The organism is Photobacterium andalusiense, from assembly GCF_900185625.1.
GTDB lineage: Bacteria > Pseudomonadota > Gammaproteobacteria > Enterobacterales > Vibrionaceae > Photobacterium > Photobacterium aquimaris.
Window position 1 is genome coordinate 361,177 of record NZ_FYAJ01000003.1, and the last position, 24,758, is coordinate 385,934.

Consider the following 24,758-nt stretch of genomic DNA (forward strand, 5'->3'; position numbering starts at 1 on the left):
GTATACTGAAATAAAGTTGCCGCTATTAACCGAGAAGAAAGCAAATTTAGGTTGCATTAATCTGCTGGTAGATACTATTGTCATACAAATAGATTGGCTTATAGTTACTAAGTCCAACAAATTGTTTTTATAAAGGAAAAGACGATGAGTACTACTATCTTGAATGACGTTCAAATTGAAGATGCTAAACAACACCTTACTCGTCCTCTAGCCACACCTACAGATTTATGTGTAGACGCGACTAAAGAGATCAGTGGTGCGCTAACTGCAATTTTAGCTGATGTATTTGCTATCTATATGAAGACCAAGAATTTCCATTGGCATATGAGCGGTGCCCATTTCCGTGATTACCATTTAATGCTAGATGAGCAAAGCGCACAATTGTTTGCAATGACCGATGATATTGCTGAACGAGCACGTAAAATTGGTGGTCGTACAATACGCTCAATTGGTGAAATTTCACGAATGCAGCGTATTTTAGATAATGATGCTGAGTATGTTGAACCTGCAGATATGCTTGCTGAGTTGTGTGAAGATAATAAACAATTAGCTGCGGAACTTCGTGCTGCTCATATTTTATGTGATGAACGTAATGATTTCTCTTCAGTGAGTATGATTGATAATTGGATTGATGAAACTGAGCGCCGAGTCTGGTTTCTTTATGAATCATACCGTCATTGAGTGATATAACATTTATTCAAATGTTAATTTTAAAGGATAGATTTAAGGATCTATCCTTTTTTTTATTTTGAAAATAAATAATAGGTGATTAAATTGATAACTTAGTAATCAATATTTATCGATTTTTTTATTATTTTTTAGATCTGTGATACTTGGCATTTTTAAATGTGAATAAAAGAGAGGTGATATATTAACAAATAACTATTTTATATTAATTGTATTTTTGTTTTTGTGTGTGGTTATGAATCGCAAACTTCAGTCCTATCTTGTTTTAATGAATATGTATTCATAGGTTAAGTTTTAATTAATTGTTATTTATATTTATTTTGAGTATAAGATAATACTAATAAGGCATAATTATTGTGTGTGAGCGCTATTTTAGAAAGATATGATTATTGCTTTTTATGCTTATTATTTATTTTAGATAGTAATAAATATAAATCAAAAATAGCTGTCGATTTGAAATGATCTATAAAAAATATAATTAAAATGGTAAAGGAGTTAGTCATGTCAATGGAACTTTCTCGAAGGAGTTTTATTAAGCATGGTATCATCGCTGGTATTTGTGTTTATACCGTCCCCGCTTTAGCTAGATTTAATCCTAATTTAGATGGTAGTAATAGTTTAGTTGCTCCAGAGTTAGCATCATCTTGGAAGTCTAATTTTAAAGTACGCTTTCGTAGTGACGCTATTGCAAAAGTAACCGGTGAAAAAGTATATGGTCGTGATTTACGTTCAGCCGATATTGATGGCTGGCCAAGTCAACAATCATGGGCTTATTATATCCGGTTAAATCGAGCTGATCGTATTTATCAAGGTGTTGATTTAAGTTTATTAGCGGCGAATGCTCAGCCGAGTAAAATAGTTACTGCTGCAACATTAAAACAAGACAATGTTGAATTGCCGCCATTTTATGGCACTAATATGTTAGCAACTGAAGGAGCAATGCCTGATTATATTGGTCAAGCGGCAGTGCTACTTATTTTTGATGATTTTCTTACTTATCATCGCGCTAAAAATATGCTGCAATTTAATACTGAAATAATTAAATATGGTAAACAGCAACCGTTAGTAGCAGCAGGTAAAGATCCATGGGGAGTATGGCGAATTACTCGTGAGCAAGGTAATGCTGAAGGGATTCTGCCAGATAAATATAGCCCATTACAAAATGGCGTTAATTTTCCTAATTATGTCGATCATAAGCCTTTTTGGCCTCAAGCTGACCGTTTGGGTACGCCCTTACAACAACAAATGGCCGTTGCAAAAGATATTCAAACTAGTCTTACCGATGATAATAATTTTGTTTTAAAACGTGACTATCAAACTCAGTTTATTGATCCAATGTTTATGGAGCCGGAGTGCTTTAATGGTTGGTTTGATAGTAAAACTCAAACAATGCACACCATTCCTTCTTCGCAATCACCAAATAACTTTTTTGGCTTTGCAACCTCAATGCTGACCAAAGGTCCGCTTGCAGGTAAAGTGAAAAATTTAGTGGTTCATTCACCGTTTATTGGTGGCGGTTTTGGCGGTAAAGATCACTCGATATTGCCTTTTTATGGTTTATTAGCCGCGATGTACTGTGAGCATCCGGTACGAATGGCAAACGATCGTTTTGAACAGTTTCAGGCGGGTCTAAAACGCCATCCATTTATGATGACCAATCAGTTAGCTATAGATAAAACTACCGGTAAGTTCCAAGGTATTGTCAGTAATATGGAACTTGATGGTGGCGGCCGTGAAAACTTTAGTTCTGTGGTCGCGGAAGTCGGCGCAAGTGCTTTACAATCTATTTATTATTTCCCTAAAAATGATATTACTGCTGTTGCTAATGTATCTGAAAATCCAGCATCAGGCTCGATGCGTGGTTTTGGTACTTTACAGACTATGTCAGCAATGGAAATGATGGTTAATGAAGCGGCCCAATTACTGAATATTGATCCGATTGATTTACGATTACGCAATGTCATTAAAACAGGGCAACTTAACACCCAAGGTGCTGTGCCAACCAGTACTGAACATTATGCTGAAATACTCACTCAAGCTCAGCAACATGAAATGTGGGTTAATCGTCATCAACGTCGTAAACACTATGAAGCTAAACACCCCAATAAGCTTTTTGGTACTGGGTTTGCTATTTGTACTAAAGATTATGGTGCCGGTGATGATGCGCCTGCAACCTATATTGAATTAGATAAAAGCGGCCGTATAGTAATGGGGATCTCTGCTGTTGAAATAGGCACGGGTGCGCAAACTTCTCAAGCCGCAGTGTTGGTTGATTATTTTGGTCGCCCGGCAGATACCATTAATCTTGCGGAAGTACATGGTTGGGATCCTTTGCAAATGATCAATACCCAATCCCCGTTTACGATGAGCCAAGCTTATCAAGATAAAATGCAACAAAATCCCCGTTGGACACCAACCATTCCCTACGCTTCGTCGGCATCAACCTCTGCTTATTTCCAATCTAAAGCAACTGAAAATGCCGCGAAAGTTATTTTTGAATATGGCTTATGGCCTGCTGCAAAAGCGATTTGGAGCAAGTTGTATTACAGCGGTGATCTGGCTGCGATGGATTTTGGTGCTATGGAAGATGCGGTCTGGGTTGATGGTAAGTTAAGTGCCAAGGGAATGGAGCCGCTGCCCCTTGATATGTTAGCTCAACATGTACATCAGCAAGGTCTAGTTACTGCCGCCATGGTACATACTTTTAATCGTTGGGGATGGGTTGAAGCTGAATTTACTGTCGAAGGACAACAACAAACTTATCAATTAGATGCAATGGCAATTAAATATGGCCATGGCGCAGATGCCACTAAGAAAAAATTAATGACCAGTAATGGCTGGCATTTATTGGATCGTAATAAAGTTAATTATCCAGCAACATCATTAAATAACGCAATGGTAGTGTATTACGCACCATGTGCAACTTTAGTTGAATTAGCGGTAGAGAAAGGTTCTGGAAAGGTTGAAATTATTGCAACTCAAACTTGGCTAGATGCTGGCAAAGTAATCGTCAAAGAGTTGGTTGAAGGTCAAATTGAAGGTGGTTTGGTGATGGGTATTGGGCATGCATTGCACGAATACTTACCACCAGGTGAAGAAGGTCCTGGTAACGGAACGTGGAATCTTAACCGTTATCAGGTGCCATTAGCCACAGATGTAGGTATCTGGCAAATGAATCATACTATTCTACCGTCCTTTAATAATTCTGATCAGCGTAAAGGTATTGCTGAAGTAGTGATGATCCCAATTGTCGCCGCTGTTACCGAAGCACTGTACCAAATTACCAATAAACGTTTTTACCATCTACCTGTTACCGCTGCTGATATTAAGGAAGCACTCGCATGATCTCTGTAACTATGACAATTAATGGCAATGTTGTCGGTCCAATTGAAGTTGATGAATCAGTTAAAATGATCGACTTTTTGCATGAGTACCAAGGGTTAACTGGGACTAAATTTGGCTGCGGTATTGGAGTGTGTCATGCCTGTTCTATTATTGTGGATGACGCTGATGGTGGCTCGCATACTGAACGTACTTGTATCAATGGCGTAGGCAACTTTAATGGTAAAAAACTACGTACCGTCGAAGGTCATGCTAAGCGTAACTTAATGGGACAAATTACGGCATTAAGTCCTGTACAACAGACATTTGTTGATCATTTTTCTTTTCAATGTGGTTGGTGTACATCTGGCTTTGTGAATGAGTCAACAGTGCTTGTTGAGCAATTAGCTAAACAACCTGTTGAGAAAGATCCGGTTGAGAATGTGATCGAGAATGCCCTTAAAAAGCATATTTGTCGTTGTTCTGGTTATCGTAAATATTATGTTGGTTTACGCGATTTAGTACTGTCACAGCCGGGGTTAGTAAAATGAAACCGAGTTTAAAAATCAGTGCTGTTTGTGGTTTATTATTAAGTAGCAGCGCAGTGTATGCACAAGCATCATCAATGGATACACAAGCGCAGTTACCTCAAAATATGGCACAATTGATTGCGCAAGGTAAGTATTTAGCTGCTGCTGGTGATTGTAGTGGTTGTCATACGATTGCTACGGGCCAAACCTATGGCGGTGGCCGTGCATTTGAAACACCCTTTGGAACATTATATTCAACTAATATTAGTAGTGATAAACAACATGGTATTGGTAAATATAGTTATCAGCAATTTGTTGATGCTGTTCGTAATGGTGTTGCTCCTAAAGGTAATTTATACCCAGCAATGCCTTATGCGTCGTATCACCGAATTGATGATCATGACATGCAAGCGTTATATGCCTATTTCATGCACACCAAGCCAGTGACACAGCCCAATAGAGAAAATGGGATTGGCTTTCCGTTTAATATACGCATGGGCTTAAAGATATGGAATTTAGTTGGCTTTGATAAGGCAACCTTCACCCCAACTGCTGATAAAAGTCCGCTTTGGAACCGAGGTAAGTATTTAGTACAAGGTTTAGGCCATTGTGGCGAGTGTCATACTCCACGTAATTTTATGATGGCTACAGAGCAAGATCATGCACTTGAAGGAGCGGTGGTAAATAACCTTAATGCGCCTAATATTACCGCTAAAAATCTTACTCAAGAACATTGGACATTTCATGATTTAGCCCAATTTTTAAAAACAGGCCAATCGGCCAAAGGTACTGCGTTTGATGATATGTTTATTGTTGAAAAACATAGCCTAACGCAGCTAAATGATCATGATATTAGTGCTATAACCAATTATTTATTGAATCAAGAACAGCCACAATCAAGTTCAGAATCACAACCTAAAATGGCGCTTTCAGCGGTTAAAAAACTTGATACTAAGTTACCAGGATACCGTATTTATATGGATAAGTGTTCTGGTTGTCATGGCATAAGTGGGCAAGGGATCCCCAATGTTGCTCCGGCTTTAAAAAATAATGCCACTATTGGAAACAGTAATATTTTCAATACAGTTGCAGTATTAAATAATGGTATTAAGCGACAAAGTTACAGCCAAGAGCAAACTTATTATGCTATGCCTGGTTACAAAGATAGCTTGGATGATCAACAAATGGCTGACTTGATAACCTATTTACATCAGCATTTTACTGTACATATGACGACCACAACCGCAGAGCAAGTGGCTGCAATTAAAAAGCAATTAGCTTCCCATTAAGCACAATATTAGCCTGCATTGTTGCAGGCTAACTTTGGTATTGTTGTTAAAATAAACAAAGTGATCGTCGACTTATGAATGGTTTAGATAAACAGGTATTATTAGACTGTCAGTCATGGCTACAACAAGGGAAACCGGTGTGGCTATGTACTATTGTGTCCACCTATGGCTCAGCTCCGCGTCCAATAGGATCGTTATTTGCAACGGAAGGAAGCATTCGTTCCGGATCCGTTTCTGGTGGCTGTATTGAAGATGCTTTTATGGCATTGATTCAACTGCACCAATTTGATAAACCACTACAAGTATTTGATTATGGAAGTCATTTAGCACCGAATGGCAGTCAATATGAATTACCTTGTGGCGGTCATATTTCGTTGTTGATTGAATATTTACAGCCGAATGATTACCATTTTGTTGATGATTGGTTAGCTGCCGCAGCACAAGCTTCTGTATTTATTCGTGCTATCAACCCTGATACTGAGCAACGCGGTATTATCAATGGTACTGATAGTGCGTTATATCCTTCACCATGGTTAACAGTGCATTACCAACAGCATTGGCAATTATTATTATTGGGTATTAGCCAAGTCAGCGAAGAGGTTGCACGGTTAGCAACGAGAGCTGGTTTTACCGTAAGATTATGCGATATGCGTGAAAATTATAGTCAAAGTTGGCGTTGGACTGCAGCACAGGGGGGAGTTGATGTGGAATGGTGCTCTGCTGATGCATTTGTGGAACGTTATGCCACTCCTTATAGCGCAATATTAGCATTAGCCCACGATCCACGAGTGGATGATATCGGATTAATGGGGGCATTAGAGTCTAATGCGTTTTATATTGGTGCCTTAGGATCACATGCAAACAGTGAACGTCGTCGAGAGCGATTAATGCGGATTGGTGAATATACGCAATCACAATTAGCTCGCCTACATGCGCCTATTGGACTCGCTATTGGCAGTAAAACCCCGTTTGAAATTGCAATCGCGATTATTGCCGAAGTTATCGCGGTAAAAAATGGCATTGACTGTAACTCATGGCACTACCGACATGGTTGATTGCGTGATACCTGCTGCGGGATTGTCATCACGAATGGGGGCATGGAAACCGATGTTACCTTATCATGGCTGTACACTACTTGATGTTGCTATCAAACATGCATTACAGTTTTGCTCCAGAGTGATTGTGGTTGCAGGGTATAGAGCCGACGAACTGATACGGCGATATCAACATCAGCCACTTATTCAAGTGGTAGTGAATGCTGAATATCAGCAAGGAATGTTAAGTTCAATTCAAAAGGGGATTACAGCCGTAACCAGTGCACGGTTTTTTATAACTCATGCTGATATGCCGTGTATTGATCCGCAGGTATTTAGAATGTTATTGCAAGCTCGTCACGCTAGGGTGGTGTTTGCAGGTAATCAACACCAAACAGGGCATCCAGTTTTGATTGATAGTGCGTTAATTCCACATATTTTAGCGTTACCGATTACCGCTAAAATGAAGCAAGTATTACAAACAGGCACTGAACATTACTTACAATTAAACGCTGTGAGTGGGATCTTTTATGATATTGATACTCCTGAAAAATATCAGCAATTAATTAGCTAGCACAGTGATTCAGAGCCGTTTGTCTAAGTGATACTTGATTGATGAGAGATGCTTGAATCCAGTCCCCGTGGTGGGAGCTACACGCTTACAAGAAAACGTTAAGATATCTGATAGGGTTTCAATCCACGCTCCCGTGGTGGGAGCGACTTCGTTCGTTTGCGCTTGCTGATTCTCCGAATGAGTTTCAATCCACGCTCCCGTGGTGGGAGCGACTAGTTAATGATCTCAGCAGTACAACTATCAACAGAGTTTCAATCCACGCTCCCGTGGTGGGAGCGACTTGCATGAGGTAAGGTTTTTTGTGCCATAAAACGAGTTTCAATCCACGCTCCCGTGGTGGGAGCGACGTGTCCGTAAATTATTGAAAGCTGGGTTATCATGGTTTCAATCCACGCTCCCGTGGTGGGAGCGACCGCCTTAGCGGTGGTGATGTTGTAGCATTCGCAATGTTTCAATCCACGCTCCCGTGGTGGGAGCGACACGTGTCATGGAATTACACTAACGGTCGGCTTGATGTTTCAATCCACGCTCCCGTGGTGGGAGCGACCGTTACCCATTATCTGCATTAGCCAAAATCAAGCGTTTCAATCCACGCTCCCGTGGTGGGAGCGACGATAAGCGTCGCAGTAATAGCAATATGGTGTGGGTTTCAATCCACGCTCCCGTGGTGGGAGCGACGTGTCGCACTATTACGTTATTGTATCGCAAAACCTGTTTCAATCCACGCTCCCGTGGTGGGAGCGACCGCTATCTAGCGACGAGCAAATCATTGCTACAGTGTTTCAATCCACGCTCCCGTGGTGGGAGCGACGCAACGCATGGACAGAGTCAGCAACTGATGATTGGTTTCAATCCACGCTCCCGTGGTGGGAGCGACTTCTTGAATACGGTTACACTGCCGTCTTCATTAATGTTTCAATCCACGCTCCCGTGGTGGGAGCGACGATTGCTTTTGATAAAGCGGCTTCAATCATGGCTGTTTCAATCCACGCTCCCGTGGTGGGAGCGACTATCGACAAACGATTACCCGACATTCGTGGTCGTGTTTCAATCCACGCTCCCGTGGTGGGAGCGACGTATCAAGTCGGTTCTAAGATTCAGTTCTTTTGGGTTTCAATCCACGCTCCCGTGGTGGGAGCGACCTTCGTGCTGGCGGTAAAGATGATATTGCCCAAGTTTCAATCCACGCTCCCGTGGTGGGAGCGACCTGATTGTCAGTATATCCCCGACCCCGATGCCGAGGTTTCAATCCACGCTCCCGTGGTGGGAGCGACGTTAACCATGGTGCCGAACGATATGCTCAAATCTGTTTCAATCCACGCTCCCGTGGTGGGAGCGACTTACATTTGTAATACACAACAAAGGGATTATGCAGTGTTTCAATCCACGCTCCCGTGGTGGGAGCGACACAGCACTCAATGATTACAAAGCCCTTGCAAAAGTTTCAATCCACGCTCCCGTGGTGGGAGCGACGATGCGGCGTTATGGTGGTGGTCTAATGAGCTTGTTTCAATCCACGCTCCCGTGGTGGGAGCGACGATTGATATGTTGCTAGGTATGAGCATTGACCCTGTTTCAATCCACGCTCCCGTGGTGGGAGCGACGCTTGTTATTGATTCCTTGATTGCTCCGATTTATGTTTCAATCCACGCTCCCGTGGTGGGAGCGACACGTAAACTCGGTTTAACATCAGTTCAATGGCATGTTTCAATCCACGCTCCCGTGGTGGGAGCGACGCTATAAAATAGTTAAAGCTAAAGACGCTGAATGGGGTTTCAATCCACGCTCCCGTGGTGGGAGCGACAATTATCTATTCATTTTTGCGGATGATAGACACAAGTTTCAATCCACGCTCCCGTGGTGGGAGCGACAAAGAACTTGAATCACAGATTAAACTCTATGTTGTTTCAATCCACGCTCCCGTGGTGGGAGCGACACACAGTACGGCTAATGCGAGAGATCGACAATCGTTTCAATCCACGCTCCCGTGGTGGGAGCGACGAAGATCCATCATCACACTTTATTGAGGACTCTGGGTTTCAATCCACGCTCCCGTGGTGGGAGCGACGTGACGGCACGTTGTTGGTTTACATACCTTTTGATGTTTCAATCCACGCTCCCGTGGTGGGAGCGACCTGCGCTATCACAGTCGTATTACCACACCTCAATGTTTCAATCCACGCTCCCGTGGTGGGAGCGACTTGATGGCGTCTTAACACACATAGGTAACTGTGTGTTTCAATCCACGCTCCCGTGGTGGGAGCGACAAAGATGGTCGAAAAATACTATTCAAAAGAAAATTGTGTGTTTCAATCCACGCTCCCGTGGTGGGAGCGACTAATGTTGCGCGGGTTTTCCCTGTGCCTGGATCTGTTTCAATCCACGCTCCCGTGGTGGGAGCGACACGATGTCGTAATCCCCTTTCGTGACGTCATATTGTTTCAATCCACGCTCCCGTGGTGGGAGCGACACGCCGTAGCAGTTAGCAAGCGCCTGACCACCAAGTTTCAATCCACGCTCCCGTGGTGGGAGCGACCTAAATCATCAAGGTTGTTTTGCTCAGAAATATATTGTTTCAATCCACGCTCCCGTGGTGGGAGCGACTTTTAGCCGTAGCAATCACACCCATAACACGGATGTTTCAATCCACGCTCCCGTGGTGGGAGCGACGTGCTCACTTTCGTTGGTGCTTATCTGGCGGTCGGTTTCAATCCACGCTCCCGTGGTGGGAGCGACGTACAACGCCATGTTGTTGATTGTGTCTAGGCTGTTTCAATCCACGCTCCCGTGGTGGGAGCGACTACGGTTCTTTTGAACTTGTTTTGATTACTGATGAGTTTCAATCCACGCTCCCGTGGTGGGAGCGACAAATCTTGTTGATTTATTACCTAAAGGATTTTTAGTTTCAATCCACGCTCCCGTGGTGGGAGCGACAAGGTGTGTTAGTCGCAATCATGGATGATATGGAGTTTCAATCCACGCTCCCGTGGTGGGAGCGACAAGGTGTGTTAGTCGCAATCATGGATGATATGGAGTTTCAATCCACGCTCCCGTGGTGGGAGCGACCTACCTTCGGTGCTTCTTCTGTTAGCAGGTTGGTGTTTCAATCCACGCTCCCGTGGTGGGAGCGACGTGGCTTTCTTCCATGTCTTTGATCACGACAGAGTTTCAATCCACGCTCCCGTGGTGGGAGCGACCCAATTGCTCAGGCGTAATGTCTAATTGCTTTGGTTTCAATCCACGCTCCCGTGGTGGGAGCGACCGGCTGATGTTGGTGCTGAACCTGCATTTACAAAGTTTCAATCCACGCTCCCGTGGTGGGAGCGACATGATACTGAAAACCACCTACTGCTGGTTGAAGTGTTTCAATCCACGCTCCCGTGGTGGGAGCGACATTTTGACGATGACATTTCATGGGGAGGTTACGGGTTTCAATCCACGCTCCCGTGGTGGGAGCGACGCTATGCTTACGACGATTTGTGCTGACAACAATTTGTTTCAATCCACGCTCCCGTGGTGGGAGCGACTCATCGGCGTCCATATTCGCGAGGGAGTCCTGTTGTTTCAATCCACGCTCCCGTGGTGGGAGCGACTTACTTTTTAAACGTTCATCGGCAGCAACAACAGTTTCAATCCACGCTCCCGTGGTGGGAGCGACAACAATAATGCCACTATATTCTATATGTGTACCTGTTTCAATCCACGCTCCCGTGGTGGGAGCGACAAAAATCGGGCTATCGAAAGTGTTCTTTGAGAGTGTTTCAATCCACGCTCCCGTGGTGGGAGCGACTTGCTATTTTTTGGGCGTTGCTTTCTTTTTTTAATGTTTCAATCCACGCTCCCGTGGTGGGAGCGACGATTTTTCAGATATACAGGTCAAATCATATATTAGTTTCAATCCACGCTCCCGTGGTGGGAGCGACCTGACCCACATACAAGCGACCTGTTCCTTGGTCTGTTTCAATCCACGCTCCCGTGGTGGGAGCGACCTGTAGATGGGTTGCGACCTAAGAACCATGCTGGGTTTCAATCCACGCTCCCGTGGTGGGAGCGACTTAAATCTAACACAACAAAAAATAAGCAATATCAGTTTCAATCCACGCTCCCGTGGTGGGAGCGACTCCCTTTTGGGTAAGGCTGGCGTAGCCTACGCTGAATACCTCTTTTGCGCTAACCATATTTAAAAGTAAGATGATTTTTTGAATAGTAGATCCTAAATTGTAAAAGAACTTTATGATCAGTGAATTAAAATTTAGCTAGCCTAGTGGGTTTTTCATGAGAACAGAAGGTTAGCGAATTAGATAATCAAGTTATCTTGGTATATATCGACAGCAACTTTAGCACCATGATGTTCAACGCGGTGACGCCAATTTTTCCCTAATTGGTAAAAACGTAAACTATCTACTTCTGGTTCATACAATGCCAGTAGTTTAGCTTTAAATTTGACCCATTGATCTGGTGCTATATCACACTCAAATACTGAATATTGAACTCTTACACCATAATCTAAACAAAGTTTGGCTATTTGTCGCAGCCGACGTCTGCCTGATGAATCACTTAAACAGACATCATAGGTTACTAATACCATCATAGTTAGCGTTCTCAATTAACGTTGATAGAAGGGTGGGTAATGTTCAATATCTCCACGAATATATCTTGCTAATAGCATGGCCTGTATATGAGGGAGTAATCCAATAGCGATTTTTTCGTTTAAAAAAGGATGATGAATTTCTTCTTGTTTCTTTTGCTGATATGCCTGAAGAATAGCTTTACGTGTATCTTCTTTTATACTGACACCACCTAAAGTATCTGTTTCAAAATCCTTCATAGATACTTGTTTTCGATTGATAAGTGTGAGTACCAAACGATCAATAAAAAAGGCGCGAAATTCTTCAAGAAGATCTTGTGCTAAGCTATCTCGTCCTGGACGTTCAGCATGTAAAAATCCAACTTGAGGATCTAAGCCTACGCCTTGTAATGCGCTACTTATTTCGTTGCCTTGAACAGCATATAAAAATGACAACATAGCATTGATTGGATCTTTCGGTGGGCGACGGTTTCGACCATCAAAGCGAATATCATTTGATGAATTAGTGATTAATTGGTCAAACACTTTAAAGTAATGGCTGGCGGCTTCGCCTTCTAAGCCTCTTATTTTTTCAATATCATTATGGGCTGGCAATTCTTCAATGATTTGACGATGTCGATCTATTGATTTTTGTATTTCGACGCTATTGCTATGATTGCGAGCATGCCGCTGTAATACCGCTCGAGAGCTACGTATTTTTGCTGCCACAATATCTCTAGCTAGAACTGCCGCTTGTTTATCCGTAATGTCATATTGTGCTCTGCGTAATAAAACATTACCTGATTGTTTACCAACGATACGTGCTTGAAAGCGTCCATATTGATTAAAAAAAGCTAAGCCAGTGCCGTTTTCACCACAAAATCCCATTACTTGAGGTGAGACCATGATATTACCAAAACAAAAAATATGACCAATAGAATGTATAGGTAACTGCATGAGTTTTTGTTTTTTACCATCTATTTTTATATCAATAATCAGTGTTTCACGTTCTTTATGAAGGTAAGCACCGTCTCTATTTATATAGAGGCAATTTTGTAATTTTTTCATTCATCGCTATCCATGCTGTAAAGTGCTTTTAGATATTTAGTTGATTTATCTTGGCTAAATAACGAGGGGAAACATAAATTATTTAATGAACAGGCATTACACGCTTTAGTTAATATGGGTTTTGGTGTTACTCCATGATTAAAAAGATGCTTAACTTCTTGAATAATATTGAGGGTTGTCTGTCGTAATGGTTCATTGATCTTAATATCAACCCGTTTACGTGTTTGCCAATACCATAACGACCCCATAGTAACTTCTTGGTTTGTCATTTCTTCGATACAGAGTGCTTGAGCACATAATTGGACGCGATCACTATCATCTTTTTTGGTGCGACCTCGTTTATATTCAACGGGAATATAAATGTGATCTTTGATATGAAATTCAAGTAAATCAAGCTTCCCTGTAATACCTAATTGTGGTGCAGCAACGTTAACATCGCGCTCAAAACGAATATTTTTTCGCGTTTCAGGAGCGCCATGATCAACTCTTTCATGTAGCTGATTACCTTGAGCGGTTAAATAGTTATCAGCCCAAACTTGTTCACTATGAATTAGCGCACACTGTCTCGGACAAAATACATAATGCTGCAATGCTGAAAGAGGGATCAGGCGCTCATCCATGATTAGAAACCTTCTATAATTTCAGGTGTTAGGTTAGGTAATGCATCCATTAAACTATCATTAAGGGCTGAATTATCTAACGGTAAGCCTTGTTCTAGGTGATGACGTAGCGTTTGATGTACTTTGGCTGATGAATATTGACCTGATTTACTGTTATGCTGCCACCAAATAATTTTCTCTATTACCATTGAGCCTTCTGGTCGTGCTGATGAGGCATCACCTTCAAATAAACGTGGTAAAAGCGTTTTTATTATTTCCGCATCCTCGTCACTAAAGCCTGTTTTTGTCGCCAGTTGTGGTGTCATTGCGCCAAAACTGACATAAGTAGCTTTATCTACACGGTGTTTCATACCCATAGTATCGGAAGATTTTTTAGAACCATCACCTTCACCGCTGACACTTTTAGTAATTTGAGTACTTTCAATGCTGATTGGCTCAAGACTAAATGCGGATTGAATGGTCACAGGGCCACGAATAGGTAATGAAATACCTTCACTTCCTGTTGATTTTGAATAAGCGAAAACTTGTCCAAATGCACGAACATCAAACCACTTGGCACAGACGATTTTAGTCGCGTCAGCAATGGTGGTTTTTTTGGTATTAAATACATCTTTACCGACACCAAACTCAGCAGATTCAGCACGAGTACGTAGACTTGGCATACCATCGGTTTTTTTCTCGTCTGATTGTACGAAAATAGTCTGCTCTGCTTCTTGTAGACGATCGCGTAGTTTACGTTTAAGACAAACATCGGTAACTTCACCAAAGCCCTGATAATCTTGACGAGGGCGGTTACCATTTAATGGATCACCATTAGGGTTAGCATGGTTAACAGTGAAAATAATAGCAAAATCAATTTTATGATTAAGTGACATAGTAGTTTTCCTTAATTAATAAGATCTAATTCAGATTCAGTTGTGGATTTTTGTTTCATTAATTCAAGTCGTTGGCTGTGGAATCCAAGTAAGAATTCTGCAGAGAGCGCTTTATCTGAATTAAAATTATCGCTGTTAAATAAGCTATGGATCTGATCGAGTAATTGTTTTCTAGTGGTGATAAAGCCACCGTGAGTATTTTGTAATCGTTGAATATAAGGTAACAGTGATAATTCAATGGTTTTCCATGTCGTGAATGGGCGATCTGCAAAACGCTGCATTAATCTTCCTGCGTTGGTTAATCGCTTTTCACCTGATTTATCTAACGAGAATTGCTCGATATTTTCTGCTACAGCGAGTAGACGGCCATAAAGATAATCACGTGAAGTATTATTCGTTTCTAACGCCATAGCGTAGTGTCTCCCTAATGTTCGAGTTGCGTAGCCGCGGTATAGTGCGCAGGCGACGCCGAGGTTTTGTTCCCATTGCCACTGTTGATCTAATTTGAAACTGTGGCGTTGTGTCGCTCTATGTGTTGCTCTGCGCATAATATCGAGGGGAATAGATTGTTTATCTATAATCGATGGTAATAAACGTTCTGAGAGGTTTTTCTTAAGTGCCTCATTACTCTTAATTATATCGCCATAAACTGCTTCTAAGATTGCCCAGTTACTCGGTGCACAGCGATACCATTTAGGTTTACCAGCCTCTTGTTTTTCTTTGCTTGCTCGTTGCCACCAAGCACAATCAAGATGCCAAGCTTCAAGGTTTGATAAATATTCAGCCGGTTGAAAATCACGATAATATGTCACCCCCATTCGACCTGGAGTGGCAGAATCCAATGCCATAACGACAATCGAATCGGTGAGTGCTAAAGGTGCACCTGAAAACTTACCTTTTAGCTTTTCACTGAATAAATGCCCAAAGCGTTGACCTAAATCTTTACTGTGATCTAGCGCTGGCTCTATAGGGGTTGGTGAGGGTTCAGTATTAAGCGTTAAATTATCAAAATTGCCCCAATCATCAGCAAACAAGACTTCAGGATCATCAAGACTTTCTAGAGGTTGAGGAATGTCTGGCTGATTCACCGCCCATGCAATAATGACTTGATCACCATTGCGATATCCTTGGCGACCGATAAGCCACCGCAAGGTATTGTGAGCTTTTTGAGTAACTTCAAAACTCACGGTTGCAGATTGCTGACTATCGAAAAATCGTCCGCGATAGGTATAGCCATCTTTATCATTTGAAGATATAAGCTTGGCTTTATCACCTGTATGACGGATTTTTGCAGGGTGCTTGACACCTGCTGCTAGATTGTTACCAGTGACATAGCACAGTGCAGATTCAGCACTATTGTTAATATCAAAGTCAATCCATGCCTGTTGTAGTGTGCTGTCTTTCCATGTTTGAGGGCATTGATCACCTGCAATTTCAACACTCCAACACACTAAGGAACTTCCTTGCTCAACTTGCCCTTTTTCTTTCGGTAATATTTTTAAGAGCAAGGGAGTTGGTTGATCGGGGTTATCCCATGATGTTAGTAAGGTTTGATTTTCATCAATATGGCAAATACCATGTTTGATTAAATCAGCAATGACTGTTCCTTTACTTATATATTGGTAAACAGCCGTTGCTTTAGGGTGTGAGTGTGGTGAGTTTATCCATTCCTTTAACTGCGCTTCATAGCTATCAAAATAAGGTTTTTTCTTACCACCATAATTAGCATAATCCTTAGCTACATATTGCAGTTTATCAGCTAAAGGGTGTGGGGCTTCACCACTGCTACGACTGGCAGATTTTTCAGTGGCTGGCAGTACAATTTGCGTTTTCTCTAAAACCTCAGCGCGAACAAACTCACCATTTTGATTTAATGTAATGTGAATATGGGCATTTTGAGGGGTATGACAAATCGGCATGATTTGCTCTGACTGAGCTAAGTCAAGTTGCTGTACTGCCTCATAAGTTTTATATAATTTTCCTAACCAACTCATTGTTCAACCTCCTGTTTCTCGACAGGTAATAGGTTTACATCCAGTTCGAATTCTTTAGCTGTCATCGGTCTAACGTGGCGAGTGATCAATTGTGGGTCAGAATTATTAAATTGCTGAGGATGCTCAAATTCAATGATTCCATAGCGCATGGTTGGGAACCAAAAACGGCTATCTAACGCATCTTTGCCTGTCTCATCAGGATAGCCAAAACTATGGAACATTAACCCAAAGCTCAGTTCATCAATATTGTCATAAATACTACTACCAGAGCCAAACTCGCATGGTTCGATATAGGCTTGGCAATCTCTAGTTCCAAGAAAAACATCTTGGCGCCCACCTTTTTCAAGCATGCGTTTTGCAATGGCAAAGTGTTTGCCATCAATGCGATCTTGTTTAAGTTCAGGACGATGAGTGTTCCATTCAAAGTGAGCTTCGACTTGATACTCCACTTCATGCAAAAAGGTATAGATAGCTAAGGTGTTACCGCCGCCCCAAACCAACGGTTTAGTACCTTTAGTTTGGGTACGAATAGGATTGATGATCCGCACTCGATCAATCACCCATATTAAGGTCGGCTTCCAGTAAATAGATTTTAGAATGCCTTTAAGTGCTTCATAGGTTGGAACATGGTAACTGCATTTTTCGCCACCAATTTTGGTCACGGGATCAGTAAACAGAGCATAACGCCCCCAGACTCGAAAACTGATGCTATTTTTAGGTGTTGAGTTCACGTGTTATTCTCCGTTTGTTCAACTGAAAAATGAATCTGTTTAAATACTAGTACAAATATCATTAAGTGAAGTTTATAATTTTAATTATAGATTCAATTTTTCGTGAAAATAAATGTAAACTTCTTGATTCTTAGTGGTTTAAAATGTTAGATAAAAGTAACTATTGGTTATAAGCTTTAGTGGTCTTTAATTTAAAGACATCGTTCTTATTATTTGAACGTGGATTGAAATACTTACTGATATTTGTATAAATTTATCGCTCCCTTTTAGGGAGCGTGCTTTAAATCCTTCCAAGTTATCAATTAACAACTACAAAAAACTGAATCGCTAACTATTTCAGTACTGAGCCCAAAAGCATTGTCATAGTATTCTTTGCGAAGATAGTAAATTCCCGAGCCAGATTGAGTTTCATAAATGGCTTGATTCTTAAGTAATTTTTCAAACACATTAGGAAAAACATTAACACTGTACTTTTGGGCTTGTTTTAAAGCTTGAAAGTATAATTCGGCATCAAACACTTTATCTTTACCACATAAGGCAATAATGATTTCTTCGGCGGTGAGTTGATCATTGCTTAATTTGTTTGATGATTGATAATCAACAATAATGGCTTGGGTTGGTGCATCTATTGCCTTGAAAATATTACCCGCTTCCATAAATGATTGTTCTAAACGAGGCAGCTTGCGTTGTTTGCTTCTGTCATCATTTAATGAGCAAGGGTGTGACTTATTATTTGATAATAAAGCTAATAATGAGGTGGTGTTTTTCTGACTGTCTTTACATGGATAATCCATATCCTCACTGCGCTGAAAGAAGTAGTAATAAAAATACCGAGCCATTGCCGCAGGATCGAGCAAATCCTCAAATCCTTCACTCATGATGCGCTTAGTAATGGCTTTGCCTTTATCTATATCGGCTAACATTTTGGTGTTTTCGTGATCAGGGTTAACAACAAAAACAGTGGCGGTTTCGTGTTTACCGTTACGATTACAACGACCCGCAGCTTGAGCGATAGAATCAAGTCCAGCTAAAAAGCGGATCACGCTGGCGAAGTCAACATCGACACCTGCCTCAATTAGTTGGGTACTAAAGCACATCACTGGTTGATTATTTTCAAGACGTTGACGAATTGTAGCTAAGATAACTTTACGGTGTGCTGGGCATTGATTGGTACTAAGGTGGAACAGGGCATCGGTATCAACTCTATTCTGGCAAGAAAGATATAAATCTTGTGCCCATTGCTTGGTATTAACAATGGTTAAACAACTTCCCGTTAATTCAAATTGTTTGATAGCAAGATCAGTAATTTCATTCAATGACCAACCTAACGGTTTACAACAATTTTTGATATGAACCCGTTTTAAATCATCAAATAATGCCCCTACATCGGAGACTAACTCAGCTGTTAACGTTAATTGACCTTTTTCACTATTGTCTAACTGGTTGAGTAACGGTTGCGTTGCTGTACATAAAAGCGCGGTTGAATTTGCTTGTTCGACTAAGAAATTTAATGCATTACAAAACAAATGAGTACAGTTAATTGGTAATGTTTGAATTTCATCAAAAATAAGAACGCTATTTGCAAGTTGATGTAACCGTCTTACACTTTTGGTGCCGCCAGAGAATAGGGCTTCTAAAAACTGTACCATGGTTGTAATAACAATGGGCGTATCCCAATTTTCTGCACAGATCTTACTTTGCCAAGTTTGATGTTCAGGCTCAATACTTGAATGATGCTCTAGTACCCATGGATGAATATCATCAGGGTGTTCTATAGCGTCGCGAATCACCTGTGCATTTTGTTCAATGATTGATGTAAACGGAATAATATAAAAAATATGCTCACATTGATGTTGTTTCGCGTGGTGTAAGGCATAGCGGAGGCTGGCATACGTTTTACCGCCACCTGTCGGTACAGTTAGACTATAAATTCCTTGTTTTTCTTGCGCTTTGTTTAGACAATCTAACGAAATATTTCGACGAATATTATCAATCTGATTTTTGATACTGAATGTGGCTAATTTATTTTCTAAGCGTGTGATTGCAATATTCCAATCAGGTTTTACTGAACGAGATAGACGTTCTTGTAGACGATGAGGCTCACTAAATTCAGCACTGTTTAAGCGGTCAGCATCAATTAAGCAACTAAAAAGAAACCGCGTTAGAAAGCCAACGTTGAAGCTATTAATGGTTGTATTTGCTGTTTCATGAGAAGAACCGAGTAAAGGGAATATTTTTTGAAGTAATTCTTTTAATAACTGAGGTGCACCTTTTGCCGGTTTTAATAATTGATTTAGGTGATTAATAATTTCTGGATCGGCATTATTTCGACATTCTTGTAGATGCGCTTTATCTTCTGTTTTTTGAATTCGGGTGTTAAAGATATTGCCTTTATTAAAATCAGCCGAGAGAACATCAATCAACCCACTGTGATGTGATGCAATACATAAAGCTAATAGTTGACCGCATAGTTCTCCTTCTCCTTTTCCCCCATAATTTTTTAGTGCATCATAAAGATATTGCGCACCTGCGGTTGCATGATCTATTTTACCTTTATTGGCTTTAGCATCGACAAAGCAGACATTGTCAGGATCAATTAAACCTTGGGCGGATTGAATATAGTTTTGAAAGGCTTGGCTATATTTACCAAAATCGTGAAGTAAACCTAATATTAATCCGGTTTGTTCTAGGTTGATTTTTTTTGCAAAGCCACTACACAGTTCTCCTGTTTCTGATAAATGTTGAGCAACAGTTTGGACCTGTAGATCTGTTTCACGATGGTGAGCAATAAAATCCATAAATAGATATCATGGTTATAGACGTTGCTGGTTATTATATTCATATGGAAAATATTAAAGTGAGAGTGTTATCAAACATTCCTATTATTAAATTATTTTCCTTCTTATAGTAAAAAGAGAAGCCAATGAGCTTCTCTTTTTATTTGCACTTTTTTGGTACCGCTATTTCACAGTAAAGTTGACTTAACTGGTCATGCCCCACTTTAAGTCATCATCGAGTTCTTCTACTGCATCATATAGATAAGACTCTACTTGTTCTTCGACTAAACCATCTGGCTCTTCAAAGAAAGCAATATGGAAGATAGCATCACCTTCATTAACCAGTGGTAATGTTTGCTGGCCAATTACAATACCGCCTTGAGGGGCAATCACGGTTACTTGATTGCTTCCTGCAGGATCACTGATCGTTGCAATAACTTGGTTTTTATCGACCTTTTCACCTAATGCAACGTGGGATCGTAGTAAGCCATCAGAATCAGCGCGTACCCAACGTGTCGCCTTTGGCACCATTGGCTCAATGGTTTTTTTACTGCGGCTAGTGCGTAACATCTCTAAGTGGCGCATAACCTTTAATACTCCTTGTACGCCAGAACCAACGGCATGTGCGTCAAGACGTAATGCTTCACCAGCTTCAAAGGTGATCACGGGAATATTAAACTCTTCTGCCGCAGCCCGTAATGAACCTTCACGTAAGCTTGCATCAACCACTACAGGTGAGCCAAACGCCATTGCCATTGCACTAGCTTGTGGATTATCAAGATTGGCACGGATCTGTGGCAAGTTAGTGCGGTAAATGGCTGCGGTGTGTAAATCAACCACATGGGTTGCACGGCGCACGACTTGATTAAAGTATTGATATGCCATCCGTCCAGCGATTGAACCGCGCTCAGCTCCTGGGAAACAACGGTTAAGATCTCGACGATCAGGCAAATAACGTGATTTATGAATAAAGCCAAAAACGTTAACTACCGGGACAGCAATAATAGTGCCGTGAAGTTTTGATAAATCAATTTTTTCAATAACTTGACGGACAACTTCAATCCCATTGAGCTCATCACCATGTATCGCAGCATTAATCAATAATACCGGACCTGGATGCTTTCCATGCAGAATATCAACCGATACTGATAAAGGTGAGTGAGTATAAAGGCGAGCAATTTCTAGTTCGCAATTAATATGGCTTCCCGGTTCAACCTGTAAATCTGAAAATTCAAACGGGGTATTTTTTGTGGCCATAGATACATCCTGTATATGGGCTATTAGAATATGATTAATGTTTACGCATAGAAAATGAAGGCGTTATAACATCTTGAGAATAATCATAAATTCCATTTTAAAACAGGAACAATATCACGTTTAATTAGATTTAAAGTAGCAGAAATGTATCAAATTGTATCAACTGTGAGGAGGGATGGTTGCGAAAGATAATAAAAAGGCACAGTAGTCGTACTACAGTGCCTTATATTGTAATAATTATATGTCTTTAGCTTCATTAACAGCGACTTTTATATCACTGCTTTTATGTGCTAATGGCAAACGCATTAGACGATTATATTGCGCCACATCAAGTTCAAACTCTTTTTTCTGTTGGTGTGACACTGACGCTGCTAATGGAATTTTTGCTGTTAATGGGTTAACAGGTTTACCTCGCACTAAAAATTCATAATGAATATGCGGACCAGTGACACGACCAGTTCGACCTGATAACGCAATTTTTTGGCCACGTTTTACTCGTTGTCCTACCTTGACTAGAATACGACTGTTATGCAGATAGCGGGTACTGTAATTGGCACTATGCTTGATTACTACATAACGACCAGCATAAGGGTGGTTGGTTACGCGAGTAACAACGCCATCACCTGTCGCGAGTACTGGAGTTCCTGATGGTGCTGCAAAATCAACGCCGTTATGTGGTTGTATGCGCCCTGTTACTGGGTGGCGACGATAAGGGTTAAACTGTGAGCTAACACGGAACCGTTTTGCGGTTGGGTAACGTAAAAATGCCTGTTGTAAGCTTTCGCCATTTTTATCATAAAAATTACCGTCACTGTTTAAATAGGCAGAAAATTGTTGCTTATTGGTGTATAAACGAACGGCTTGGAGCTCAGTATCACCACTGGCTTGATTATTGACATATTTTGCTTTGCTGACAACTTCAAAACGATCCCCTGTTTTTAGGTCGCGATCAAAATTGAGTTTGTCTTTAAAGATAGCCATAATTTCATGGATATCGGTGTAACTTAAGCCCGCTTTTTGGGCTGATGAACTAAAACTACCATGAATTTCACCACTGATGACTTTTTCACGCCATACGCCAGGTAAGGTGATCTCTTTAACACTAAAGTCGTTATTTTTCTCTCGAGTATAGTCAATCATATGCGCGACGTTAAATTGTAGTTGCACTTTATTTAAACGATGATTGCTGTCTGTTACCCAAAATCTTAAGATATCATTTGGACGTAAGTTATCAATTTGTAAGCTATTTAAATCTGCAGCCATGATATCTTTAACATCGGCTTGCGGTAAATTTAATTGTGCAAATATCTCACTGAGCGTGTCACCATTTTTGACTTTGTATTCATAGGTTGGCGGTAGCACAATATCTTTAGTGACCGCTGCTGGTGTTAGGGTCTTTAGCACCACTTGCGGCGTAGTTACTAAGGGTAGTTGGATCTCTTTATTGTGTATTGATGGTGTGGTGTTAATTGATAATACGGCAGCAGCAGTAATAATAGATAGCCCAATTAGGCTAATAAAGCGGTAATTCAAAAAATTTGTTAATACTGTCGTTTTAAACGTAGACATAATGCTCGTCAGTTCTTTTATTTTTAATGAGTGCGAGTGTTAGCACTTGGCTTATTTTAGCAAGCATGTATGAAAACATAGCTTTTCTGAACCTTAAATGAATTTATACCTTTGAGGGGGATTTTTTGCTTAACTTTTCGATAATTAGGTGCAGAAAGTATATAAATGATAACTATACGATAGTTTATGTTTCAATTGAGCTGAAATGATAGTTTCGTCCAGCAAGGAAAATGTAAAAGGCGCTGGACGAATAGGATATTAATGAGCACAGCTAATAGTATAGCAAGGCTTAGCTGAATGATTACTGAGGCTGCGTATGTGCTTTAGTGTAGAAAGCACTGGTGTTTTTTTTCTTTGAACGCCGCGCTATTTCTCGTCGCTCTAAATGGGCGTCTTTGTGAGAATTTATCTGCAGGTAATTATTGGTATTGATTGAGTGTATTACATCCGTTTGGACTTTCTCTGTTGTTGTTAATTGATGGGTATGGTCAATATATTCAATCATATCTTGAGTCTGTAATGGTGTTGATGTAGTACTTGGTTGTGTTGCGAATGCGGATAATGAATGCAGCGCTAACGATAATGTTAAGGTTATGATTAATCGTTTCATGAAAAACCTCATGTTATTCAGTGAGGGTATTTAAACCTATCGCACCTGAATTGAGGGTGAGTTGTAAATTCATATATTATTCATGGTATCAACATAACGGTTAAGCTTGATTTCGTTATAGAATATTGAATTAGATACTATTAAAGTGAAGGTGTTATGACAAACTTAGCGCAAGAAATAAGCTTTATGCAGCGAGCATTAACATTATCACATCAAGCTCTGCCTGCTTGTCGTCCTAATCCGCCTGTTGGATGTGTCTTAGTGAAAGACGGCTTGATTGTCAGTGAAGGGTTTACGCAAGCACCGGGGTGTCATCATGCTGAAGCGATGGCATTAGCAAATTATGATCAACCACTGGATGATGTAACGGCTTATGTAACATTAGAGCCATGTTCATTTGTGGGACGGACACCATCTTGTGCACATACTTTAGTTGAAAAGGGGATAAAGCGAGTAGTGGTAGCAACTCTAGATCCTGATCCACGTAATAGCGGTAAAGGTATTGATGTATTAAAGCAAGCGGGAATAGAAGTAACATTAGGATTATGTGAAGACGAAGTAGCTGCGTTTATTTCACCTTATTTATTACCGAATAATAAATAAATTTAATTCTATATAAACAAAAGCCAATTTAAATCGATAAATATTATCGTTATTAAATTGGCTTTTAACTGATCACTAAAATTTATTAACTAATTACTTAGTTGAAGTTTTGTGATGGTTACGAGATGATTCTTTATGATCATGCTCTTTAGTTTTGTGATGACGATGTTCGTCATGCTCATGACGATCGCCATGAGTTTGTTCTGGATGTTTATGACCTTTTGGATCACCACCGTGTTGTGTATGTGGGTGGCTTTTTTCATGGTCACGAACTTCATGGTGGTCACGGTTATGTTTATGTTCTACTTCTTCACCATAACGACGTTCCATTTTTTCATGTTCAGCTTCAGCAGTATGTTGATGTGCTTTTTGTGAACCTTGATGTTCTTGACTATTAAAATGTGACATATCTAAATCCTTTGATAAACAGCGTTATTAGTAAGTTTGTGTCTGTCTATGGGATTTAATTTACGCTTATTTTAAATTTGAACAATACACTTTTTTATAATCAAATATTCTATTTTTGCTAATTGCCCAATATATAAAATAGGTTTATTGCATACAAAAAAAAGCCCATACATGAGCATTTATATTAATAGTTACAGTTTTTTATTAATATAAATGGAGATGGGTATTTATATTAATAAATAAG

Annotated in this window: 18 protein-coding genes and 1 CRISPR repeat array; of the genes, 7 read left to right on the plus strand and 11 right to left on the minus strand. The window is 40.5% G+C overall.

The window, feature by feature from the left end:
• Positions 1–144 precede the first annotated feature (144 nt).
• The 6 genes from PAND9192_RS10695 (at position 145) to PAND9192_RS10720 (ending at position 7,435) form a co-directional block, all read left to right on the plus strand.
• Positions 145–681 (plus strand): Dps family protein, encoded by a 537-nt coding sequence (locus tag PAND9192_RS10695; RefSeq protein WP_060997240.1) that lies wholly within the window; start codon positions 145–147, stop codon positions 679–681.
• A gap of 507 nt (positions 682–1,188) precedes the next feature.
• The gene (locus PAND9192_RS10700) at positions 1,189–4,032 is read left to right on the plus strand and encodes a xanthine dehydrogenase family protein molybdopterin-binding subunit (RefSeq protein WP_087853793.1); all 2,844 of its coding nucleotides are present in this window, start codon (positions 1,189–1,191) and stop codon (positions 4,030–4,032) included.
• Positions 4,029–4,559 carry a (2Fe-2S)-binding protein gene (locus PAND9192_RS10705; RefSeq protein ID WP_087853794.1) on the plus strand — a complete coding sequence of 177 codons (531 nt, stop codon included), beginning with the start codon at positions 4,029–4,031 and terminating at the stop codon, positions 4,557–4,559. Before PAND9192_RS10700 ends, PAND9192_RS10705 begins: the two co-directional genes overlap by 4 nt.
• A complete protein-coding gene (locus PAND9192_RS10710) occupies positions 4,556–5,827 on the plus strand; it encodes a cytochrome c (protein ID WP_087853795.1) in 1,272 nt (423 codons plus the stop codon). The genes PAND9192_RS10705 and PAND9192_RS10710 overlap by 4 nt, the downstream gene beginning before the upstream one ends.
• A gap of 74 nt (positions 5,828–5,901) precedes the next feature.
• Complete coding sequence (locus PAND9192_RS10715; RefSeq protein WP_087853796.1) at positions 5,902–6,882, plus strand: XdhC family protein; 981 nt, start codon at positions 5,902–5,904, stop codon at positions 6,880–6,882.
• Positions 6,842–7,435: an NTP transferase domain-containing protein gene (locus tag PAND9192_RS10720; RefSeq protein WP_087853797.1), complete on the plus strand. Its 594-nt coding sequence runs from the start codon at positions 6,842–6,844 to the stop codon at positions 7,433–7,435. The genes PAND9192_RS10715 and PAND9192_RS10720 overlap by 41 nt, the downstream gene beginning before the upstream one ends.
• 115 nt (positions 7,436–7,550) lie before the next feature.
• A CRISPR array of direct repeats spans positions 7,551–11,556; the repeat unit is 32 nt; unit sequence GTTTCAATCCACGCTCCCGTGGTGGGAGCGAC.
• Positions 11,557–11,732: 176 nt separating this feature from the next.
• Here PAND9192_RS10720 and cas2 read toward each other — a convergent pair.
• From cas2 to PAND9192_RS10770, 10 genes are all read right to left on the minus strand, one after another.
• A complete protein-coding gene (gene cas2, locus PAND9192_RS10725) occupies positions 11,733–12,026 on the minus strand; it encodes a CRISPR-associated endonuclease Cas2 (RefSeq protein ID WP_065176953.1) in 294 nt (97 codons plus the stop codon).
• A gap of 15 nt (positions 12,027–12,041) precedes the next feature.
• Positions 12,042–13,070 carry a type I-C CRISPR-associated endonuclease Cas1c gene (cas1c, locus tag PAND9192_RS10730; protein WP_087853798.1) on the minus strand — a complete coding sequence of 343 codons (1,029 nt, stop codon included), beginning with the start codon at positions 13,068–13,070 and terminating at the stop codon, positions 12,042–12,044.
• Entirely contained in the window at positions 13,067–13,690 is a 624-nt protein-coding gene (cas4, locus tag PAND9192_RS10735; protein WP_200817814.1) for a CRISPR-associated protein Cas4, read from the minus strand. Before cas4 ends, cas1c begins: the two co-directional genes overlap by 4 nt.
• A gap of 2 nt (positions 13,691–13,692) precedes the next feature.
• The gene (gene cas7c / locus PAND9192_RS10740) at positions 13,693–14,565 is read right to left on the minus strand and encodes a type I-C CRISPR-associated protein Cas7/Csd2 (protein WP_087853800.1); all 873 of its coding nucleotides are present in this window, start codon (positions 14,563–14,565) and stop codon (positions 13,693–13,695) included.
• A gap of 11 nt (positions 14,566–14,576) precedes the next feature.
• A complete protein-coding gene (gene cas8c, locus PAND9192_RS10745) occupies positions 14,577–16,559 on the minus strand; it encodes a type I-C CRISPR-associated protein Cas8c/Csd1 (RefSeq protein ID WP_087853801.1) in 1,983 nt (660 codons plus the stop codon).
• Positions 16,556–17,290, minus strand: coding sequence for a type I-C CRISPR-associated protein Cas5c (gene cas5c / locus PAND9192_RS10750; RefSeq protein ID WP_087853802.1), 735 nt, complete (start codon positions 17,288–17,290; stop codon positions 16,556–16,558). Before cas5c ends, cas8c begins: the two co-directional genes overlap by 4 nt.
• Positions 17,291–17,592: 302 nt before the next feature.
• Positions 17,593–20,088, minus strand: coding sequence for a CRISPR-associated helicase/endonuclease Cas3 (locus PAND9192_RS10755; protein ID WP_087853803.1), 2,496 nt, complete (start codon positions 20,086–20,088; stop codon positions 17,593–17,595).
• Between the two features lie 183 nt (positions 20,089–20,271).
• Positions 20,272–21,324 (minus strand): succinylglutamate desuccinylase/aspartoacylase family protein, encoded by a 1,053-nt coding sequence (locus PAND9192_RS10760; RefSeq protein ID WP_087853804.1) that lies wholly within the window; start codon positions 21,322–21,324, stop codon positions 20,272–20,274.
• A 237-nt stretch (positions 21,325–21,561) separates the two neighbouring features.
• Positions 21,562–22,893, minus strand: coding sequence for a peptidoglycan DD-metalloendopeptidase family protein (locus PAND9192_RS10765; protein WP_087853805.1), 1,332 nt, complete (start codon positions 22,891–22,893; stop codon positions 21,562–21,564).
• A gap of 301 nt (positions 22,894–23,194) precedes the next feature.
• Positions 23,195–23,503, minus strand: coding sequence for a hypothetical protein (locus PAND9192_RS10770; RefSeq protein WP_087853806.1), 309 nt, complete (start codon positions 23,501–23,503; stop codon positions 23,195–23,197).
• A 156-nt stretch (positions 23,504–23,659) separates the two neighbouring features.
• Between PAND9192_RS10770 and PAND9192_RS10775 the strand changes: the two genes are divergently transcribed.
• The gene (locus PAND9192_RS10775) at positions 23,660–24,106 is read left to right on the plus strand and encodes a bifunctional diaminohydroxyphosphoribosylaminopyrimidine deaminase/5-amino-6-(5-phosphoribosylamino)uracil reductase RibD (protein WP_087853807.1); all 447 of its coding nucleotides are present in this window, start codon (positions 23,660–23,662) and stop codon (positions 24,104–24,106) included.
• A 93-nt stretch (positions 24,107–24,199) separates the two neighbouring features.
• On the opposite strand, the gene PAND9192_RS10780 is transcribed toward PAND9192_RS10775, so the two are convergent.
• The gene (locus PAND9192_RS10780) at positions 24,200–24,514 is read right to left on the minus strand and encodes a cation diffusion facilitator family transporter (protein WP_065168753.1); all 315 of its coding nucleotides are present in this window, start codon (positions 24,512–24,514) and stop codon (positions 24,200–24,202) included.
• Positions 24,515–24,758: the final 244 nt, after the last annotated feature.

Bases quoted from the DNA above. Each gene is read 5' to 3' on its own strand.
- PAND9192_RS10695 (WP_060997240.1), top strand. From the start codon at position 145: ATGAGTACTACTATCTTGAATGACGTTCAAATTGAAGATGCTAAACAA.
- PAND9192_RS10700 (WP_087853793.1), top strand. From the start codon at position 1,189: ATGTCAATGGAACTTTCTCGAAGGAGTTTTATTAAGCATGGTATCATC.
- PAND9192_RS10705 (WP_087853794.1), top strand. From the start codon at position 4,029: ATGATCTCTGTAACTATGACAATTAATGGCAATGTTGTCGGTCCAATT.
- PAND9192_RS10710 (WP_087853795.1), top strand. From the start codon at position 4,556: ATGAAACCGAGTTTAAAAATCAGTGCTGTTTGTGGTTTATTATTAAGT.
- PAND9192_RS10715 (WP_087853796.1), top strand. From the start codon at position 5,902: ATGAATGGTTTAGATAAACAGGTATTATTAGACTGTCAGTCATGGCTA.
- PAND9192_RS10720 (WP_087853797.1), top strand. From the start codon at position 6,842: ATGGCATTGACTGTAACTCATGGCACTACCGACATGGTTGATTGCGTG.
- cas2 (WP_065176953.1), bottom strand. From the start codon at position 12,026: ATGATGGTATTAGTAACCTATGATGTCTGTTTAAGTGATTCATCAGGC.
- cas1c (WP_087853798.1), bottom strand. From the start codon at position 13,070: ATGAAAAAATTACAAAATTGCCTCTATATAAATAGAGACGGTGCTTAC.
- cas4 (WP_200817814.1), bottom strand. From the start codon at position 13,690: ATGGATGAGCGCCTGATCCCTCTTTCAGCATTGCAGCATTATGTATTT.
- cas7c (WP_087853800.1), bottom strand. From the start codon at position 14,565: ATGTCACTTAATCATAAAATTGATTTTGCTATTATTTTCACTGTTAAC.
- cas8c (WP_087853801.1), bottom strand. From the start codon at position 16,559: ATGAGTTGGTTAGGAAAATTATATAAAACTTATGAGGCAGTACAGCAA.
- PAND9192_RS10755 (WP_087853803.1), bottom strand. From the start codon at position 20,088: ATGGATTTTATTGCTCACCATCGTGAAACAGATCTACAGGTCCAAACT.
- PAND9192_RS10760 (WP_087853804.1), bottom strand. From the start codon at position 21,324: ATGGCCACAAAAAATACCCCGTTTGAATTTTCAGATTTACAGGTTGAA.
- PAND9192_RS10765 (WP_087853805.1), bottom strand. From the start codon at position 22,893: ATGTCTACGTTTAAAACGACAGTATTAACAAATTTTTTGAATTACCGC.
- PAND9192_RS10770 (WP_087853806.1), bottom strand. From the start codon at position 23,503: ATGAAACGATTAATCATAACCTTAACATTATCGTTAGCGCTGCATTCA.
- PAND9192_RS10775 (WP_087853807.1), top strand. From the start codon at position 23,660: ATGACAAACTTAGCGCAAGAAATAAGCTTTATGCAGCGAGCATTAACA.
- PAND9192_RS10780 (WP_065168753.1), bottom strand. From the start codon at position 24,514: ATGTCACATTTTAATAGTCAAGAACATCAAGGTTCACAAAAAGCACAT.